Below are 18,094 nucleotides of genomic sequence, written 5' to 3' on the forward strand. Positions count from 1 at the left end.
TTGATGAAAGAGTGGAAGGCGGCGACTAATGAATAAGCGAAAGGCACTTGAGCTTGTTCATTTGCGACGCATCTGCCTCGCAGATGTGGGAGCAGCTGAGTTTTGAACTCAGTCCTTAGCGAACAAGGGGTGGCTGAAGCCATGCCCTGGCAGCTGGCATCGCGACGTCCTGTCGCGCCAGCTGCATGACCCACATCCTGTGGGCCCGAAAGCGTCCGCCTGGAGCGATTTCACCAATCTCTTTAGGTATCATCAACCTTTAATTTAACCTATTATAGTAAACTTGGTCTGATCGAACTTCACTGATGCTTTGCGGATTCTGAATAGTTTTTTAATTAATGCGGCTCTTGAAAGGCCATTTGGACATGCTATAATAAGTCCATTCAAAAGAATATTCACTCATATAATAGCGGGAATATGGCCCGCAAGTTTCTATCGGTCCGCCGTAAACGGACTGACTATGAGAAGCAATGGAACGAAAAGAAACCGCCTATTTCGACAGGCGGCTTCCTTTTGCGTTTCCTTTCGGGAAAGCCCGGAGGACCTTGCTCCACTCATGGTTATGAATGGATGCGCGTCCTCCGGGCTTTTGTGCGGAGGATGCGGGAAAAGGAGCGGAAAACATGAAGCAGTTGGAAGAAAAGATTCTAGCGGACGGGCGGGTTTTGTCCGAAGCCGTATTGAAAGTTGATTCATTTTTGAACCACCAAATCGACCCGGCCTTGATGCAAGCGATCGGGGAAGAGTTCGCTTCCCGTTTTAAAGCAGCGGGAATCACAAAGATTTTGACGATTGAATCGTCAGGCATCGCGCCTGCAGTCATGGCCGGCCTATCGCTCGGCGTGCCGGTCGTCTTCGCGAGAAAGCGTAAATCGCTGACCTTGACGGATGGTTTGTACACAGCCCCTGTCCATTCCTTTACCAAAAATGAAACGAACGATATCTCCGTGTCCCGTGATTTTCTCGGGAAAGACGACGTCGTGATGATCATCGATGATTTCCTGGCGAATGGCCAAGCAGCACTCGGCTTGCTCGATATCGTTGAACAAGCTGGTGCGGCATGTGCAGGCATCGGCATCGTCATTGAAAAAGGATTCCAGCCAGGCGGGAAATTGCTGCGCGATAAAGGCATCCGCGTGGAAACATTGGCGAATATTAAATGGATGGAACCTGGCCACGTGGAGTTTTACGGGGAGGTGCCGAACTGATGAAAAAAGCCTTCGGAGAAGCGGCACTCGGCCTTCAACATGTCCTGGCGATGTATGCGGGAGCGATTCTCGTTCCCTTGATTGTTGGGGCAGCGCTCGGGTTGACGCCGGAGCAATTGACGTACCTCGTTTCGATCGATATTTTGCTGTGCGGCGTTGCGACGCTGCTGCAAGTGTTCAATTCCCGCTTTTTCGGCATCGGCTTGCCGGTCGTGCTTGGCTGTACATTCACGGCGGTCGGCCCGATGATTGCCATTGGCGGCCAATATGGCATTTCGGCAATTTACGGGTCGATTCTCGTTTCTGGCCTATTTGTCATTGTCGTTTCCGGATTTTTCGGCAGCCTCGTCCGCTTTTTCCCGCCGGTCGTCACTGGTTCAGTCGTCACCATCATCGGCATCACACTTATTCCGGTCGCCATCAATAATATGGGCGGCGGGCAAGGCGCGGAAGATTTCGGTTCGCTGTCCAATATTGCCTTAGCTTTCGGGACACTAGCCTTTATCATTTTCCTTTATAAATTCTCCCGCGGCTTTATGCGCGCCGTGTCGATCCTCGTCGGCTTGATTGCCGGAACGGTCGTTGCCGGATTTATGGGCAAAGTCGATTTCACGCCAATCGCAGAAGCGTCGTATTTCCATATGGTGGAGCCGTTCTATTTCGGGATGCCGACATTCGAATGGTCCGCGATCCTGACGATGATCCTAGTAGCGCTTGTGTCACTTGTCGAATCGACAGGGGTCTATTTCGCCCTTAGTGATATCACGAAAAAAGACATCAATGAAAAAGATTTGGCGAAAGGTTACCGTTCTGAAGGCTTGGCGATTTTCCTTGGAGGGATTTTCAACGCATTCCCATATACGGCTTACTCGCAAAACGTCGGGTTGATCCAAATGTCCGGCGTGAAGTCGCGCAAGATCATCTTTATCGCGGCCATCATGTTGATCGTACTCGGGTTCGTACCGAAAATCGGCGCCATGACGACGATTATCCCGACACCGGTGCTTGGCGGGGCTATGATCGCAATGTTCGGCATGGTCATCGCACAAGGCATTAAAATGCTCAGCGGCGTCATCTCGGAATCGCAGGAAAACTCCATGATCGTCGCTTGTTCTGTCGGCATCGGGCTCGGCGTCACGGTAGTTCCGGAATTGTTCGCGCTATTGCCTGCAGGCGTCCAGATCTTGACGAGCAACGGCATCGTTGCAGGGAGCTTGACGGCGATCGCCTTGAACATCGTTTTCCATATGCTGCCGTCCCGCAAACGAAAACGCGAGGCGCAAGCGGTACAATCCAATCAAGCAGTCACACCCCATGGGTGAATAGAAAAAGCTGTCCCTTCGTAACGCGAGGGGACAGCTTTTATTTTTGCGCCTGGCTTTTTTCGAGCAGGAATTCCAATGTCTTCTGGAGAGTTTCCTGTCCGTCGTTCGTGTCCAAGGCGTATTGATATTCATGCTTCAGGTTCTTATCGGTGCCGCGAAAAAAGACATCAGTGACATCGACGCCTTTGATGCGCAGGCTATCGGCAAGTGCGACCGATTGCGGCTCCAGCGGGTCGGCGTCGCCCGCTGATATGAAGACGTCCGGATAAGCGGGCGTCACGTGCTGGATGGTCGACATTTCATGGATGTTGCCGAATGTTTCAAAACTTTCGGCACCCGTATAAGCGTTCAAGAAGAAATCGATATTCGGGAAGCCGGATTCGCGCACGGTTGCCATATCGTATAATCCACAGAATAATATTGCCCCGCGCAATTGTTGAGGGGAAACGGCTGACGATAAGCCCATCGTTTCAGCGAGATCCGGATTGGTCTGCAGGGCGGCCAGCTGGCTGGCGATCTGCGCGCCGGCGGAATCACCGCCGACAAAAATCCGTTCCATATCGCCGCCGTACTGTATAGCGGATTCACTTAAAAACTTCAAAGCCTCATTGGCCTGGATGACAGGTCCCGGATATAATTGGCCAGGCGCCAGTGCATAGTCGATATTGGCGACCAGATAGCCGGCATTTGCCAACGTCATGCCATAATCCTGGCGGCTGTCTTTGGAACCGCCGATAAAGCCGCCGCCATGGATCCATAAGATAACTGGCAAGGGGCCGGTAGCGTCTGCTGGATAGTAGAGGTCCATGAAGGCGTTGTCGGACGCATGGTAGCGAATGTCTTTGACGACCTCGACATGGGAAGCGACTTCCGCAAAATTCGGAGGCGGGCTATATATGGCAGAGCCAATAATCGGGGCAGCTTTCTGCTCTTCCGTCAACTGGCTGGCCAGCACAAATCCAGCAGAGGCTAAGAAAGCCGCTGCGAGAAGTGCAAGTATTTTTTTGGAAACGGATCGTTTGCGTTTCATGAGTTCCATCCTCTGCACGGCAGCTACACCGAAAATTCAATCAAGCTTATTGCCATCCTATCACGTGCCATCCTGCTCCTCAAAAGATTAACTGTCATGAAATTGAAATGGAACTGTAAGGTATTGGGGGTTCGACGCCTGCCAAATCGGGTATTTAGAGGAGAGGCCAATGGGTCATTTCTAAGAGTTGAAGGAGGGGTTTTCATGTTCGGATTGAGCGATTTGATAGCACTGGTCATATCTGCATTTATCATTTTACCGGTCGTTGTCTTTATCCGAGAAGCAGGCTATTTAATCGTCAGTGCTTTGCTTGGCGCGAAGAATCCGCGTTTAACAATCGGTTCAGGTCCCCGAGTCTTCAAGATCGGCATGTTTGACGTGAGAAAATATTATCATTTATATAGTTGGTTTGCCTACGATGATTTGAAGAGGCAAAGCAAATTCGCATACATCATGCTTTATGCCGGCCCGATTTTGGCAAATGTCATCGTGGCATTCGTCGTCAACGCACTAGTTGCCAATGGGGTTTTGGATCAATACGAGACTTTCTGGAACCGGTTTGTGTTCTACGGTTTCTATTTTGTGCTGTTTGACGCTGTGCCGATGAAAACGGCGAATGGCATGCCAAACAACGGCATGATCATCTATGAAATGCTGCGCTATGGAAAACGCACTGATTTTAATGATGAACCTTTCCTGCCATCGACAACCGAAGTCGAAGAGCAATACGAAGAGGAAATGGAAAAAGTAGAAGAGATGAAGGAAAATCAAAAAGACATCATTGAAGACGATGAAGATTACTCAGCAGAGCAACAGGAAAAAGAACGCCGTGAGAAAGAGGATATTGAAGAAAGCAAGGAGCGGCAGAAAGAGGAATTGGAAAAAGCGAAGAAATTGACGATTAAACAGCGCCACGAGCCAAAAGGCCAGCGCCCTGAGTGAAGGCAATATGCAATCAGGTTTGTCATGATATGATGGTCATGTCGAAAAAGAGGGAGTGAATATACATGGGTGAAAAAACAAAAGGAATTCATCACATTACAGCGATTGTCGGGGAAGCGCAGGAAAACACCGATTTTTATGCAGGGGTGCTCGGCATGCGCCTCGTCAAGAAAACGGTGAACTTCGACGATCCGGGTACGTACCATTTATATTTCGGGAACGACCAGGGATCGCCCGGCACTATCATGACCTTTTTCCCGTGGGGCAAAGCCTATCAAGGGAAAGTGGGAGACGGCCAAGTCGGCGTTACGGCTTTTGCTGTTCCGGAAGGCGCTTTTTCATTTTGGCGCAACCGGCTGGAGAGCCATAATGTTGTGTTCGAAGAGCAAATGCGCTTTGGTGAAACGTATTTGCGTTTTCAAGACCCGCATGGCCTTCAGCTAGAGCTGGTGGAGCGCGGAATGGGCGAAGCGAGCGGCTGGACCGGAGGCGGCATTACACAAGACAATGCCATCAAAGGTTTTGCCGGCGCTGTATTGTTTACGGCCAATGCGGCCAAAACTGCCGAATTATTGGAAGAAGTGATTGGCTTCGTGCGCAAAGAAGAGCAAGGCGATTATGTCCGCTTTGTCTCGGATGGTGAGTTTGGAAACATATTGGATATCAAGCAAACCCGTGTCGGAACGGGCCAAATGGGCGTTGGCACCGTCCATCACATCGCATTCCGTGCGGACGACGACGTCGATCAATTGGAATGGAAAAACCGCATTGAAGCTTATGGGCTCGGCGTTACGCCTGTCCAAGACCGCAATTATTTCCGGTCGATTTATTTCCGTGAATATGGCGATCTGCTCTTTGAAATTGCCACTGACCCACCAGGCTTCACGATTGACGAAAGCCCGGACGCGCTCGGTGAGGAATTGAAATTGCCGAAGCAATACGAGCAGTACCGAAAACGTTTATTGGCGGAACTGCCGCCAGTGTATGCGCGCCCGCTTGAATAGCAAAGAAAAAGCAGTCTGGGTTTTCAACCCGGGCTGCTTTTTCGGTTTCATGAGGATTTGGAGAGCGCGCCTTTTAACACCAATTGGATGTTCTGTGGCCGTTCAGCGAGTCGTCTCATGAAGTAACCGTACCAATCTTTGCCGAACGGGACATAAGACGTCACCTGGTATTCTTCTGACAGCTCCTTCAACAAATCCGTGCGGAAGCCGTAGAGCATTTGGAATTCAAAACGGTCTTTTGGGATGCCTTGTTCTTTTATATAGTCAATCGCTGCATTGATAATATGGTGGTCATGCGTAGCGATTGAGGTGAACACCGGCTGGTCAAGCCGCAGCTTGATAAGCTTAAGGAAATTGGCATCCACTTCCTCAGCGGATTGATACGCCACTTGTTCGCTTTCCTGGTAGGCTCCTTTCACAAGCCGCAGCCTGACGTTTTGAAGTGCGTCCAAGTCTTGTTCCGAGCGGAAGAGATAAGCCTGGATAACGGTTCCGACACTGTCGAATTCCTCTCTTAAAGTATGCAATATATCGAGAGTGGGTTGGAGATGCTCGTAATTTTCCATATCCAGGTTGACGTAAATTCCTCGCTGTTCTGCTTCAGCCGCAATTTCACGGATATTTTCCAGGCAGAATTGGTCATCGATATCGAGCCCGATTTGTGTCAATTTAACGGATAAATGGGCATCCACTCCGGCTTTTGTGATAGCTTCGGCTGTTTGGATGATTTCGTTTTTTGCTTGTGTGGCTTCTGCGCGGCTGGTGACGAATTCCCCGAGCCGGTCAATAGTGGCGGAAATGCCGTCCTCATTCAATGCGCGAACGGACGCCATCATATTCGGAATATCGGTTCCAGCAACGACTTTTGCAGCGCCCAGCTGAAAGCCCCATTTTTTAGCTCCGCTGTTCAATAGCCGGTTATTGGATAATGCGATAAAAAAACTCCTTGTGATTCCCATTACTAGCCCTCCAGTAAAATAAAATATCAATGGCAATCCGCCCGTTGACAACAGCGGATCTAAGCGTGAATCAACCCAGTAGAACCAGCGGATGCTGAGCTTCTGCAAGGGATCGTTCTCCGTGTGGCTAGAGCATATCATAGAAATGACTGAAAATAAAAACAACTATTGAAATAATTATATTTCTTATTGTCTACCTTCCACTTATTGGGTTTTCGTAAACAAATTATTCAAAAAAGTTTTTCTAGAAAATGAAAATCCTGTCTTTTGAATGAAAAGAAAGCCTTTGTAGCCGCAATGGAAAGGTAAAAGGTGTAAAATAGGCGGTATGTGTTTACAACTATTTGCCGCATACGGAAGGAGGGCTTGCAGATGAGGGCATTAGCGAAAAAAGGATTCACTCTATCTGTACTTATATATGCCGTTCTTCATTTCACCCAGTATTTTTATGCCAATTCTTGGACCGAGGCGATGCTGCCGATTGCCGGCTTATTCAGTTTGGTGTTTGCGTTCGGCGTGTTGCCGCTCCGCAAGTTGCAGCTGCAGACATTCCTCGCGGTCACCGCAATCGGTGTGCTGGCGGCGACGAGCCAGAATTTCTGGCAGGATCTGGCGTCAGCGTTCGTCCAGATGAAAAGCCTGATCGCCTTATTGCTGATCGTTCCGATGATCAGCTGGGTGCTCAGGGAAGAGCCTTACATAGAAGAGATCATGAGCTTCGGCAACAAATGGCTGAACAAGAGCCAAACTTTTTACGCAGGACTGATGGGGATGACGCAGATCATCTCGCATTTCTTGTTGTTCGGGGTCGTGCCGATGATGTACAGGTTCATCGATTCATTTTTGAAAGACCATAAAGATGAAGCATGGGAAAATTACAAGGGCACTGCGATTCTACGCGGCTTCGCCTTGTCGACCATGTGGGTCATCAGCATTCCGAGCTTCATCTTCGCGGTGGGCGCAATGGATGCGGTGTTATGGAAGTCGATGCTGCTCGGCCTCGGCGCAGCCATTGCCGGGACCTTGCTGTCTGTGGCCTTTGCGACGGCGGATGAGAAACGCTACGGCAAGGATTTCTCGGCCGTGCTGACGAATGAAATCGATAAGGCGGTGGCGAACTCCCGAAATGCCGGCAGCTGGAACAAAGACGTAGCCGAATTCGCTTTTCTGTTCATCTCGCTGTTCGGCACGATCTTCATCCTCCACGAATGGACGGGCGCTGACTTTCTTGTCGTCATCCCGCTGGTCATTCTTGTCTGGACCTTTCTGTACTTCCTGCTCAAGAGACGGACAGGAAGCTATGCACGGGAAGCGGCGATTTATTATAGAGAAGGTGTATCGAGGCAAGCCCAACAGTTCAGCATCCTGCTCGCTGCTGGCTTGCTCATTTATGCGCTCAATCAATCCGCAGTCGGCGATTACGTCATCGGGGCGATGAATTATTTGACCGGCCATGTGCCGTTTTTGAATTTGTTGTTCCTGATTCCGTTTATCGTCATCTTCTTGGGCTTTATCGGGCTCGGGCCGCTGCCGGTCATCGTTCTCGTGACAGGGGTATTGGAATCGGCGGTGCTGCCGTTTCCGCCTGAACTAATCGTGCTTGCGGTGACCTCAGGTAGCGTCATCTCGATCATCCTGTCGCCGTTTGTCATGCCGGTGATCATCTTAAGCAGCGTCAACGGGTTGAGTGGCATCCGCAATGGCTTGCGCTTCAATTTAAAATTCGCCATTGCTTTCTATATCATGATCCAATTATTCGTCCAGACTTTACTGTATTTCTGGAGTTAAAAAAAATGCCCGAAGAGCTTAACGGTTCTTCGGGCATTTTTGGGTCTTAATTGAAAGTAGATCCCTTTTGTCATATAATTTAGAAAATATAGAAAAGGGAGGCTGTCTAATGTCCGAGAATGCTGTCGATACCTTATTGGTCAACCGTTATGTCAATGGAGTGCTCGATCCTGACAAGGAAATGCTCGGCCCTGTGAAGGACGGCGGGCACATTATTGCCCACACCGCGCCGGGATGCTGGGGGCCGATGATCACGCCGTGCATCCGGGGCGGCCATGAAGTGACGCAGCCGGTTTACGTTGAAGGTGCAGAGCCAGGCGATGCGATCGTGATCCGCATCAAGTCGGTGGAAGTGACTTCACTTGCTACGGCTTCCGGAAATGACAAGCCGATCGAAGGGCGCTTTCTGGGCGATCCGTTTGTGGCAGTGAAATGTCCGGGCTGTGGGACATTGTATCCCGAAACGGTGATTAAGGGCGTTGGCAGCGGTGCGATCCGCTGTGCCAATTGCGGTGAAGACGTCAGCCCGTTTGAATTTACGCACGGCTACACGATGACGTTCAGCGACAAAGGCGATGTCGGCATTACGGTGTCAAAACAAGCAGCAGAAACCATTGCGCAAGACGGCAAAGAATACATGAAAACTCCTGAACATTCGGTGCAAAACCCTGTGGTCACATTTGCACCGCATGATTTGGTCGGTACGATCGCGCGCATGCGCCCGTTTCTCGGACAGCTCGGCACGACACCCTCCCGCCCGACGCCCGACTCGCACAATGCGGGTGATTTTGGGTCGTTTCTTGTCGGGGCGCCTCATGAATACACGAGCACGCAGGAAGAGCTCGAAACGCACCGGACAGATGGCCATATGGACATCAGCCGCGTGCGCGCCGGCGCAGTTCTCGTATGCCCGGTCAAAGTGAAAGGCGGCGGTGTCTATTTGGGAGATATGCACGCCATGCAAGGAGACGGTGAAATTGCAGGGCATACTTCCGATGTATCGGGTATCAGCCATTTGCAGGTACATGTGTTGAAAGGGCTTGGAAACGCTGGGCCCATCCTGTTCCCGAACGTCGAAGATCTACCCTATACCGCAAAGCCGTTCACGGAAGCGGAAAAAGCATCCGCCCAAAAACTCGCTGAACGTTTTGGCGTAGAAAAGCTGGAAGATTCGCTGCCGGTGTCATTTGTCGGATCAGGGCCGACCTTGAACGATGCAACGGAAAATGGCATGCAGCGTGCTGCGGATTTGTTCGGTGTCACAGTGCCAGAAATTATGAACCGTGCCACGGTGACCGGATCAATCGAAATCGGCCGCCATCCAGGCGTGGTCACCGTGACGTTCTTGGCACCGGAAAGCTATTTGAAAAAAGCGGGCTTATTCGACCTTGCGAAAGCGCAATATGGATAATAGGAAACCCGCCATTCAAGTGATGAATGGCGGGTTTTTGTGCATCTATTAAGCTTGCGGCGCATGGATATCCCAGGACATTTTCAACGAATCGGCCAAATACTCGGCAGCTTCCACGGCTTCAAAATCATCGACTTGAAACTCTGAGTGGTTGGCTGCATAAATCGATTGGCGCTCGCGGAAAAGCTGCTCCATCTCTTGTAAGGTCTTATCTTTAAGGAGCGGACGCGTTTCTGTCAGCACATGAATGCGTTCTTTCCAGGAATCCCAAGAAATATCGAAATACAGGACGGTGCAGTTGGCCAGGCAATGATTACGGTTTTCTTCCTTTAGAAAAGCGCCGCCCCCGACAGAAATCACGAGCAAGGGCTGGCTGCCAAACGACTGGATCAGTTCCCGCTCTTTGTCGCGAAACGCTTTTTCCCCGTAGGCCTTAAAAATTTCCGGGATCGGCAAGCCGAATGCCTTTTCGATTTCTTCATCGATGTCAATAAAATCGCGGTAAAGCCGGCGTGCCAATAATTTGCCGACTGTCGTTTTTCCGGCTCCCATAAAACCTGTGCAGACGATGCTTTTCTCACGGACGGACAAAGGGAAATTCAACGCAACCACTCTCTTTCTGTTTTAAATAATGTAAGTTTCCACTTCACCACTTTACCGCACTGCATCGGCGAATTGAAAGAGGGAAGTGAAAATATAAAGAACTTTCCACCGCAGCTTGATGAAGATAAAGGGTAGAGAAAAAAAGGAGGGATAGGATGAGCAGCACATACATATTAAGCGGATCCTATGCGACTGCTGAACAGGCGGGTATCACGCTTTGGGAATTAGAATCTGCTACAGGAAAATTGACAAAACAAGCAGAGGTGGCGGGAGTGGAGCGCCCTTCATTCCTGGCGGTCCATCCAAATGGCACCAGCTTTGTCGCGGTCAGTGAAACAGGCGACGGAGAAGTGGTTGCCTATTGGCTAAATCCCCAAAAAGGCTTGATTCAAGAACTGAACCGCCAAAAAGCGGGGGGCGACCATCCAGCCCATATCACGATCGATGAAGACGGACAATGGGCGGTTTCCGCCACGTATTCCGGGGCGCACGTCACGGTTCATCCGCTTTCTGCGGACGGGTCGATTGGTGAAATGACCGATTCCAAGCGCCATAAAGGAAGCGGGGCGAATGCGGATCGGCAAGATGCCGCCCATCCGCATTCGGCTTTTCAGTTGCCGGGAACGAATCGCTTTTTCGTCTCCGATCTCGGAATGGACGCAATTGTCCGCTACCGTCTTGACCTTCATTCAGGAAAGCTTGAGCAGGAAGCTGTGACCAAGACGGCACCTGGTGCAGGGCCAAGGCATCTGGCGTTTCATCCATCCGATGATTTCGCTTACGGCGTGAATGAACTCGATTCGACCGTTTCCGTTTATACGCTAGAAGGCAAGGGCTTGAAAGAGGTACAGAACATTTCAGCACTGCCGGAACATTTCACAGGAACTAATACTTCCGCTGAAATTGCCGTATCGGGAGACGGGCGCTTTGTCTATGTTTCAAATCGAGGCCATGACAGCATAGCCGTGTTCCAGGTTGCGGAAGGCTTACTGGAATCGGTTGGCCATGCGGATGCCGGAGGAGCGGGGCCGCGCCATTTCACATTGGTGCCTAATAGCCCGTGGATTGTCATCGCTCATGAAGAGTCGGGAACGATCGCCGTCAAGAAAATCGGCGAAGACGGGATGCCAGGCGAGACAGCGGATAGTGTCGACACGGTCGCTCCCGTCTGTGTACGCTTGCTGAAATAACAAAAGACAGAGCCGAAGCCCTGCCCATTCACCAATCGGTTTGCGTTTTTTCCATCAGCCCTAGTTCTTTCAATAACCGGACTGCCGGGCTGTCGTTATTGCTTTCGAACGCTTTTTCCGTACATTCGGAATGCGGCGGGTAATTCAATTCCTGTGCATGGCCAAGCGTCGATTCTTCCAGAAAATTCGTCGGGTCGGATTGTTCGAAGCAGGACGGTGCGATAAACGTGCGATGCGTATGTTCAAGCACAATCCGGCTTTGTGTGGAAGGTTCGTTTTCCTGGGGCATGAAAAACCAGGCAGCCGCAGCAGCAATGAGCACGACTACAGCAACTATGACGAGCGGTTTGCGTTTCATCCTCCCGCCTCCTCGACGAGAATCTCCGCATCGCGGACGATATCTTCAACCGGGGGGTTCAGGCCATCATAGTCTTTCATGATGACGCCTTCGTGGTCGATCAAATAAAACGAAGTGCCATGGATCACTTGATCGTCATCTTGCGGCTTCTGGGCAATCGCCTTGAAGTTTTCAAGCGCAAAGTCGGCGATCTCTTCCTGGGAGTAGCCCGTCAGCAGATGCCAGCTGGTTAAATCGACATCGTAGTTTTCCGCATAAGATTTCAAGGTTTCTGGGGTGTCGACGGTCGGGTCTACGCTGAATGAAACGATTTCGACATCAAGCCCTTGCGCTTGAAGTTCTTCCTGGACGCCTTTCATATTCGCCATCATCGGCAGGCAGACAGTGGTGCAATTGGTGAAGACAAAATCGGCCAGCCAGACTTTTCCTTCGAGGTCGCTAGATCCGAAATCTTCATTATTATGGTCAGTGAATGTGAATTCTTCTGTTTCCCAATTCAATGGGTCGTCAATGCCTTGGCCACAGGCAGCCAAAAACAAGATGGCAATTAGTAAGAAGCTCAGTAAATAAGTTTGGGCTCGCAAAAATTTCGCGTCCTTTCTATGTTGAAGCTGGTCTGTCTTTAGCCTATTCCAAACCGCGCCTGACGACAAGCCGTTAGATCGGGAAAAATATGAAGACATTGCGACATTCCAGCCGTTTGTGGAATTTCTTGGCAGTCATCGGCATCTTAACAAGGACTTTACATTTCAAATGTAGAATAGAAACTAAACTTGGTTTTGGCCAAAAGGAGGCGCTGCATGGAATTTTTGTTGAACACATGGACGAAAGAACGGCTGCAAGCTTTTCATGAAGGACAGATGGTCGATGGCTATTTGTATTTCGGCGCACATGCATTTGGGGAAGAAACGACATTTTCGGTTTGGGCCCCTGAGATTGAAGGCATCGACGTAGTCTGCGTGAATCCCGATACGGAAGACACATCCACTTATCCGTTAGAGCGGCATCCGCATGACGCGAGTATATGGGGGGTGAGCATCCCGGAAAATTTGGAAGGCCGTCTCTATGAATATGCGCTTCGGACGCCAAGAGGCGAAGTGCTGTGGAAATCGGACCCGTATGCACGGCAAAGCGAGAAACGGCCATTCACCAAATCAATCGTCTCGGGTCCTGGGGAGTACGCTTGGCCGTTGGAGGTCCTGAAACGCAAGCAAACGATCAACGATAAGCATCTGGAACGGGCGATGGCCATCTACGAAGTGCATCTCGGCACTTGGCGGCGCAAAGAAAATGGGGAATTTTATACGTACCGTGAAATTGCAGATCAGTTGATTCCGTATGTCATCGAGATGGGCTTCACGCATATTCAAATTTTGCCGATTACCGAGCATCCGCTTGATGAATCTTGGGGCTACCAGACAACGGGTTATTTTTCGCCGACAGGACGTTACGGAACAGCTGAAGACTTAAAATATTTTGTCACATCCTGCACAGAGCATGGCCTTGGCTTGTTCTTGGACTGGGTCCCCGGCCATTTTTGCGTCGATCAGCACGGATTGGCGAATTTCAATGGCCAGCTGCTTTACGAAGAAGCGCGGGAAGAGCGCCGGATGAATCCGGATTGGGGCACGTTGAACTTTGACATCAACAAAGGCGAAGTGGTGAGCTTCATCTTGTCGAGTGCCCATTATTGGCTGGAGGAATTCAAGTTCGATGGCTACCGGATGGATGCGCTCGTCAACCTATTGTTCATCCCGAACATCAAAGAGCGTCCGCACAATGCGGAAGGGGCGGATTTCCTCAGGAAGTTGACGGCTAGTTTGAAGCTCCATTATCCGGAGAAATTGTTGATTGCAGAAGATGCCTGGCATTATCCGAAAGTGACCCACCCGGTCGAATCCGGCGGTGTCGGCTTTGACTATAAATGGAATTTCGGCTGGATGCATGACACGCTCGAGTATATGAAAACGCCGCCGGCAGAACGGTCGAAAGCCCATGGGAAAATGAATTTTTCGATGGTGTATCAATATGAAGAGCGCTACCAAGTGATTTTTTCCCACGACACTGTAGCGGATGGGCGAAAATCCCTGCTCAACAAGCTGCCGGGCACAAGGGAAGAGCGTTTCCTCCAATTGCGTTTGCTGTTCGGATTTTGGATGGCGCATCCCGGCAAAAAATTATTGTTCATGGGCCAAGAGTTTGGCCACTTCGAGGAATGGGAATTCCAGCCCGAACTCGACTGGGCATCGCTCGAAGATCCGCAACATAAAGGGGTCGCTGACTTCATGAAGGAATTGCTGGCATTCTACCGGAGCGAAAAAGCGTTTTTTGAACTCGATGATGAACGCGATGGCTTTATGTGGCTCGATGCCGACAACCATGAACAAAGCGTGGCGACCTTTATCCGCAGGGGATTTTTGCCGGAAGACGAATGCCTCGTGCTGTGCAACTTCTCTGAGCATCATTATGAAAGCTTTCATGTGGGAGCACCGCGCAAAGGCTTCTATGAAGAAATTTTCTCCACCAATTCAGCAAAATTTGGCGGCACGGCTGCAGAGTTGCAGCAGGCGGCAAAAACGCTCGATGTTCCGTGCGACAATCAGCCTTTCTCATTGAAGCTTGACTTGCCGCCGTTCACGATGAGCATCTGGAAAAAAAGAAAAGATGGGAGTGACTTATTGTGAATGAAAAAGTAGTTGCTATGCTTCTCGCAGGCGGACAAGGAAGCCGCTTGAAATCATTGACGTACGATATTGCGAAACCCGCCATTCCTTACGGCGGGAAATACCGGATCATCGATTTCCCTTTGTCGAATTGCACCAATTCGGGTATCAGCACAGTCGGTGTCCTCACGCAGTATCAGCCGCATGCGCTCCACCGCTACATCGGGCTCGGTACGCCTTGGGATTTGGATCGCCATCAAGGCGGGGTGACGATGCTGCCGCCTTATGCCGAAATCGACGGCATCAAATGGTATGCCGGCACAGCCAGCGCGATTTACCAGAACATCAATTTCCTGACCAGCTGCGAACCTGATTATGTCGTGATTTTATCAGGCGACCATATTTACAAGATGGACTATGAAAAACTCGTGGAATACCATAAAGAAAAACAGGCGGATGTCACGGTTTCTGTGTTGGAAGTGCCATGGGAAGAGGCGAGCCGTTTCGGCATCGTCAACACCGATGAAGACATGAACATCGTTGAGTTCGACGAAAAACCCGAAAAACCGAAAAGCAACCTGGCTTCCATGGGCGTGTATGTTTTCGATTGGGAAAAACTGGAGCGTTATTTAGAGGAAGACAATAATATTGAAGAATCCACCCATGACTTCGGAAAAGATATCTTGCCGAAAATGCTAAAAGACCAACAAAAAATGGTGGCGTATCCGTTCAAGGGATATTGGAAAGATGTAGGGACGGTCGACAGTCTATGGGAGGCGAATATGGATTTGCTTGATCCCTCGGCAGGGCTCGTGCTGCACGATCCGGCCTGGCGGATTTATTCATCGAATCCCCAGTTGCCGCCACAAGTCATCACGAAAACCGGGCGTGTACAAGGTTCGATGGTCAATGAAGGCTGTGTCATTAGCGGGACGGTCAAGCATTCGGTCATTTTCCAGAATGTCCTGGTAGAGAAAGAAGCGGTTGTAGAAGATAGCGTCGTCATGAGCGGCACGAAAATCGGGCAAGGGGCCCATTTGAGCCGGGTCATCGTTCCACCAGACGTGACGGTTCCGGAAAATTACCGGCTGCTCGAACCGGCAGCGGGCATCACGCTGTTAACGCAAGACTTAATCGATTCAGGGAAGGAGAGTGGGCAGCAATGACTTTGATGGCCGCAGTGGACGCATCTGTAAAAGTAGCGGGGCTCCAAGACCTGACCATTCATCGATCGGTCTCCTCGATTCCGTTCGCAGGAAGATACCGCCTGATCGATTTCGCTTTGTCGAATTTGGTGAATGCGGATATCAACTCCGTCGGCATTTTCGCTTCGCAGCCCTTTGGGTCGCTGATTGACCATATCGGCGTCGGGAAAAGCTGGGATCTGGATCGACGTAAAGAAGGCTTGTTCTTCCTTCCGACCACCCATCAAAACGGGGGCATCGCGACAGTCGGTTCATTCCGTGACTTTGAAGAGCATCTCCAGTTTTTTGAAAAGAGCCGCCAAACGCATGTGGTGGTCACGAGTAGTTTTGTCGCGGGGCAATTGGATTATAAAGAAATGCTTGCCCATCACCTGGCATCCGGAAAGGACATCACGGAAGCGGTCGGTGCGAGCGGTTCTTTGAAATCGTATATCCTGTCGCGCAGGTTGATGCTTGAATTGATCCGTTCCTATCGGGAAAAGCGCATTCTTAGCGTCGAAGATTTAGTGAACTTGAAAAAAGCGCCCTATTCATATGGCGTTTATGAATATAAAGGGTATTTCGCCATCATCGACTCGATCCAGCAATATTTTAAAGAATCGCTCGGATTATTGGACGAGAACAACCGCAGATTGCTGTTTTTGCCTCAAGCACCGATTTATACGAAAGTGAAAGACGAGCCGCCGACCCGTTATCTGGACGGATCGAACGTATCGAACTCGATGATGGCAAACGGCAGCACGATCCTGGGCAATGTCAAAAACAGCATCATCAGCCGGGCGGTCACAATCGGTATCAATGCGAGTTTGGATAGCTGCATCATTATGCAGAAATGCACAATCGAGGAAAATTGCGAGCTCGCTTATGTCATTGCGGACAAAGATGTCTATATCGAAAAAGGCGTGAAGTTGATCGGCACAGCTGACCGGCCGATTGTCCTTAGAAAAGGCGAACGGGTCACAAAGGAGGATTCCCAATGAAGATTGTGATGGCCGCCGCGGAATGCGCCCCTTTTGCTAAAGCGGGGGGCCTGGCTGATGTAATCGGCGCGTTGCCGCAGGAATTGGCCCGCCTCGGACACGAGGTGCAGGTCATCATCCCGAAATACAGTTTGATTCACGAACGCTACCAGCAGCAATTCCAGAAAACGGAAGAACATTCCTTGGAATTTAAAGGCGAAGAGAAAAACTATGCAATGTACGAACTGAATGTGCACGGTGTCAGATTCCTGTTTTTGGAAAATGATTCTTATTTTGAACGGGACAGCATTTACGGTCCGGACGATGCCGAGCGCTACGCCTTTTTCAGCCGGGCGGTCCTGGATTTCCTGACGCGTTCTGATACAGCTCCAGATGTTCTGCATGTTCATGATTGGCATACGGCTGTTCTGCCATTTTTATTGAAGGAAGATCCGCAATACCAGCAGCTGTCCGGTCGCGTGAAAACCGTCCTGACCATCCACAATATCCAGTTTCAGGGAAACTTTCCGAAAGAAGTATTTTTGGAGCAGTACCGGATGGACGAAAAATTTTACGAAAACGGCCAAGTTGCATGGCTCGAAAACTTCAATTCTTTGAAAACCGGTATGCTGTATGCCGATAAATTGACGACTGTCAGCCCGAACTACCGCGATGAAATCTTAACCGAAGCTTACGGGGAACATTTGGAAAATCTGCTTATTGAACGGCAAGCGGATTTGCATGGCATATTGAATGGCATCGATACGGAAGCCTATAACCCGAAAACCGATGAACACATCACACAGACTTTTAGCGCAGAGGATTTGCAGGGGAAACAAGCGAACAAGCGCGCCATCCAAAAACGCTGCGGCTTGCCAGAACAGCCGGATATTCCATTATTGACAATGGTGTCGCGGCTTTCGGGGCAGAAAGGGATCGATGTGCTCGAACAAAGCTTGCCTGAGTTTTTGGAAGGCGATGTCCAGTTTGTGCTGCTCGGTTCAGGAGAAACGCATTTCGAAGAGTTTTTCCAACGCCTTGAAGTGGATTATGCGGGGAAAGTCTCCGTCCATCTGGGCTTCGATGAAGCGTTTGCCCATCAATTATACGCAGGCGCGGATATCTTCCTCATGCCTTCGCATTTTGAACCGTGCGGCTTGAGCCAATTGATTTCAATGCGCTATGGCACGGTTCCGGTTGCGAACCGGACGGGCGGCTTGCGTGATACGGTAGATGAATATAATGAAGATGATAAGACAGGAACGGGCTTCCTAAGCGATTTCAAAGCCGGCATTCATTTCGATGAAGCCTCATCGCGCGCCTTATCCTTCTATGACAAGCCGGACCATTGGAATGCGTTGATCCATAACGGCATGGCGAGAGATTCGTCATGGTCGCGTTCGGCGAAAGAATACGAGAAATTATATACGAGCTTAAACTGAAGGGTGT

Annotated in this window: 16 protein-coding genes and 1 riboswitch; of the genes, 11 read left to right on the top strand and 5 right to left on the bottom strand. The window is 50.2% G+C overall.

Translation table 11 applies throughout. The features are described from left to right. Positions 1-379: 379 nt before the first annotated feature. Positions 380-481, top strand: a riboswitch (purine riboswitch). A gap of 142 nt (positions 482-623) precedes the next feature. Both DFR62_RS12995 and DFR62_RS13000 read left to right on the top strand, forming a co-directional pair. Next, complete coding sequence (locus DFR62_RS12995; protein WP_121300991.1) at positions 624-1,208, top strand: xanthine phosphoribosyltransferase; 585 nt, start codon at positions 624-626, stop codon at positions 1,206-1,208. After that, positions 1,208-2,530 (top strand): nucleobase:cation symporter-2 family protein, encoded by a 1,323-nt coding sequence (locus DFR62_RS13000; protein ID WP_121300781.1) that lies wholly within the window; start codon positions 1,208-1,210, stop codon positions 2,528-2,530. Before DFR62_RS12995 ends, DFR62_RS13000 begins: the two co-directional genes overlap by 1 nt. Before the next feature lie 40 nt (positions 2,531-2,570). Here the strand turns inward: DFR62_RS13000 and DFR62_RS13005 are convergent, their stop codons facing one another. Then, on the bottom strand, positions 2,571-3,563 hold the full coding sequence (locus DFR62_RS13005) for an alpha/beta hydrolase (protein WP_121300782.1): 993 nt from the start codon (positions 3,561-3,563) through the stop codon (positions 2,571-2,573). Positions 3,564-3,767: 204 nt separating this feature from the next. Between DFR62_RS13005 and DFR62_RS13010 the strand changes: the two genes are divergently transcribed. Beyond that, positions 3,768-4,505 carry a hypothetical protein gene (locus DFR62_RS13010; RefSeq protein WP_121300783.1) on the top strand — a complete coding sequence of 246 codons (738 nt, stop codon included), beginning with the start codon at positions 3,768-3,770 and terminating at the stop codon, positions 4,503-4,505. Between the two features lie 65 nt (positions 4,506-4,570). Next, positions 4,571-5,509 (top strand): ring-cleaving dioxygenase, encoded by a 939-nt coding sequence (locus DFR62_RS13015; RefSeq protein WP_121300784.1) that lies wholly within the window; start codon positions 4,571-4,573, stop codon positions 5,507-5,509. A gap of 47 nt (positions 5,510-5,556) precedes the next feature. Here the strand turns inward: DFR62_RS13015 and DFR62_RS13020 are convergent, their stop codons facing one another. Then, positions 5,557-6,468 (bottom strand): proline dehydrogenase family protein, encoded by a 912-nt coding sequence (locus DFR62_RS13020; RefSeq protein WP_121300785.1) that lies wholly within the window; start codon positions 6,466-6,468, stop codon positions 5,557-5,559. Positions 6,469-6,840: 372 nt separating this feature from the next. On the opposite strand from DFR62_RS13020, the gene DFR62_RS13025 reads away from it, so the two are divergent. Continuing rightward, positions 6,841-8,256 carry a hypothetical protein gene (locus DFR62_RS13025; protein ID WP_121300786.1) on the top strand — a complete coding sequence of 472 codons (1,416 nt, stop codon included), beginning with the start codon at positions 6,841-6,843 and terminating at the stop codon, positions 8,254-8,256. Between the two features lie 109 nt (positions 8,257-8,365). Further along, on the top strand, positions 8,366-9,667 hold the full coding sequence (locus tag DFR62_RS13030; RefSeq protein ID WP_121300787.1) for an acetamidase/formamidase family protein: 1,302 nt from the start codon (positions 8,366-8,368) through the stop codon (positions 9,665-9,667). A gap of 48 nt (positions 9,668-9,715) precedes the next feature. On the opposite strand, the gene DFR62_RS13035 is transcribed toward DFR62_RS13030, so the two are convergent. Continuing rightward, the gene (locus tag DFR62_RS13035) at positions 9,716-10,219 is read right to left on the bottom strand and encodes a shikimate kinase (protein ID WP_121300992.1); all 504 of its coding nucleotides are present in this window, start codon (positions 10,217-10,219) and stop codon (positions 9,716-9,718) included. 206 nt (positions 10,220-10,425) lie between these two features. Here DFR62_RS13035 and DFR62_RS13040 point away from each other — a divergent pair, with 206 nt between their 5' ends. Then, the gene (locus DFR62_RS13040; RefSeq protein WP_121300788.1) at positions 10,426-11,460 is read left to right on the top strand and encodes a lactonase family protein; all 1,035 of its coding nucleotides are present in this window, start codon (positions 10,426-10,428) and stop codon (positions 11,458-11,460) included. Positions 11,461-11,488: 28 nt separating this feature from the next. Here the strand turns inward: DFR62_RS13040 and DFR62_RS13045 are convergent, their stop codons facing one another. Both DFR62_RS13045 and DFR62_RS13050 read right to left on the bottom strand, forming a co-directional pair. Further along, positions 11,489-11,818, bottom strand: a complete 330-nt coding sequence (locus DFR62_RS13045) for a hypothetical protein (protein WP_121300789.1) — start codon at positions 11,816-11,818, stop codon at positions 11,489-11,491. Then, entirely contained in the window at positions 11,815-12,402 is a 588-nt protein-coding gene (locus tag DFR62_RS13050; protein ID WP_241663043.1) for an SCO family protein, read from the bottom strand. Before DFR62_RS13050 ends, DFR62_RS13045 begins: the two co-directional genes overlap by 4 nt. 216 nt (positions 12,403-12,618) lie before the next feature. Between DFR62_RS13050 and glgB the strand changes: the two genes are divergently transcribed. From glgB to glgA, 4 genes are read left to right on the top strand one after another with little or no spacing between them, the layout of a single operon-like run. After that, a complete protein-coding gene (gene glgB, locus DFR62_RS13055) occupies positions 12,619-14,502 on the top strand; it encodes a 1,4-alpha-glucan branching protein GlgB (protein WP_121300791.1) in 1,884 nt (627 codons plus the stop codon). Beyond that, a complete protein-coding gene (locus DFR62_RS13060; RefSeq protein WP_121300792.1) occupies positions 14,496-15,647 on the top strand; it encodes a glucose-1-phosphate adenylyltransferase in 1,152 nt (383 codons plus the stop codon). Before glgB ends, DFR62_RS13060 begins: the two co-directional genes overlap by 7 nt. Continuing rightward, positions 15,644-16,666, top strand: a complete 1,023-nt coding sequence (locus tag DFR62_RS13065; RefSeq protein WP_121300793.1) for a GlgC family sugar phosphate nucleotidyltransferase — start codon at positions 15,644-15,646, stop codon at positions 16,664-16,666. The genes DFR62_RS13060 and DFR62_RS13065 overlap by 4 nt, the downstream gene beginning before the upstream one ends. Then, positions 16,663-18,087 carry a glycogen synthase GlgA gene (gene glgA, locus DFR62_RS13070; RefSeq protein ID WP_121300794.1) on the top strand — a complete coding sequence of 475 codons (1,425 nt, stop codon included), beginning with the start codon at positions 16,663-16,665 and terminating at the stop codon, positions 18,085-18,087. Before DFR62_RS13065 ends, glgA begins: the two co-directional genes overlap by 4 nt. The last annotated feature ends 7 nt before the right edge of the window (positions 18,088-18,094 follow it).

Source organism: Planococcus citreus, assembly GCF_003664125.1.
Classification (GTDB): domain Bacteria; phylum Bacillota; class Bacilli; order Bacillales_A; family Planococcaceae; genus Planococcus; species Planococcus citreus.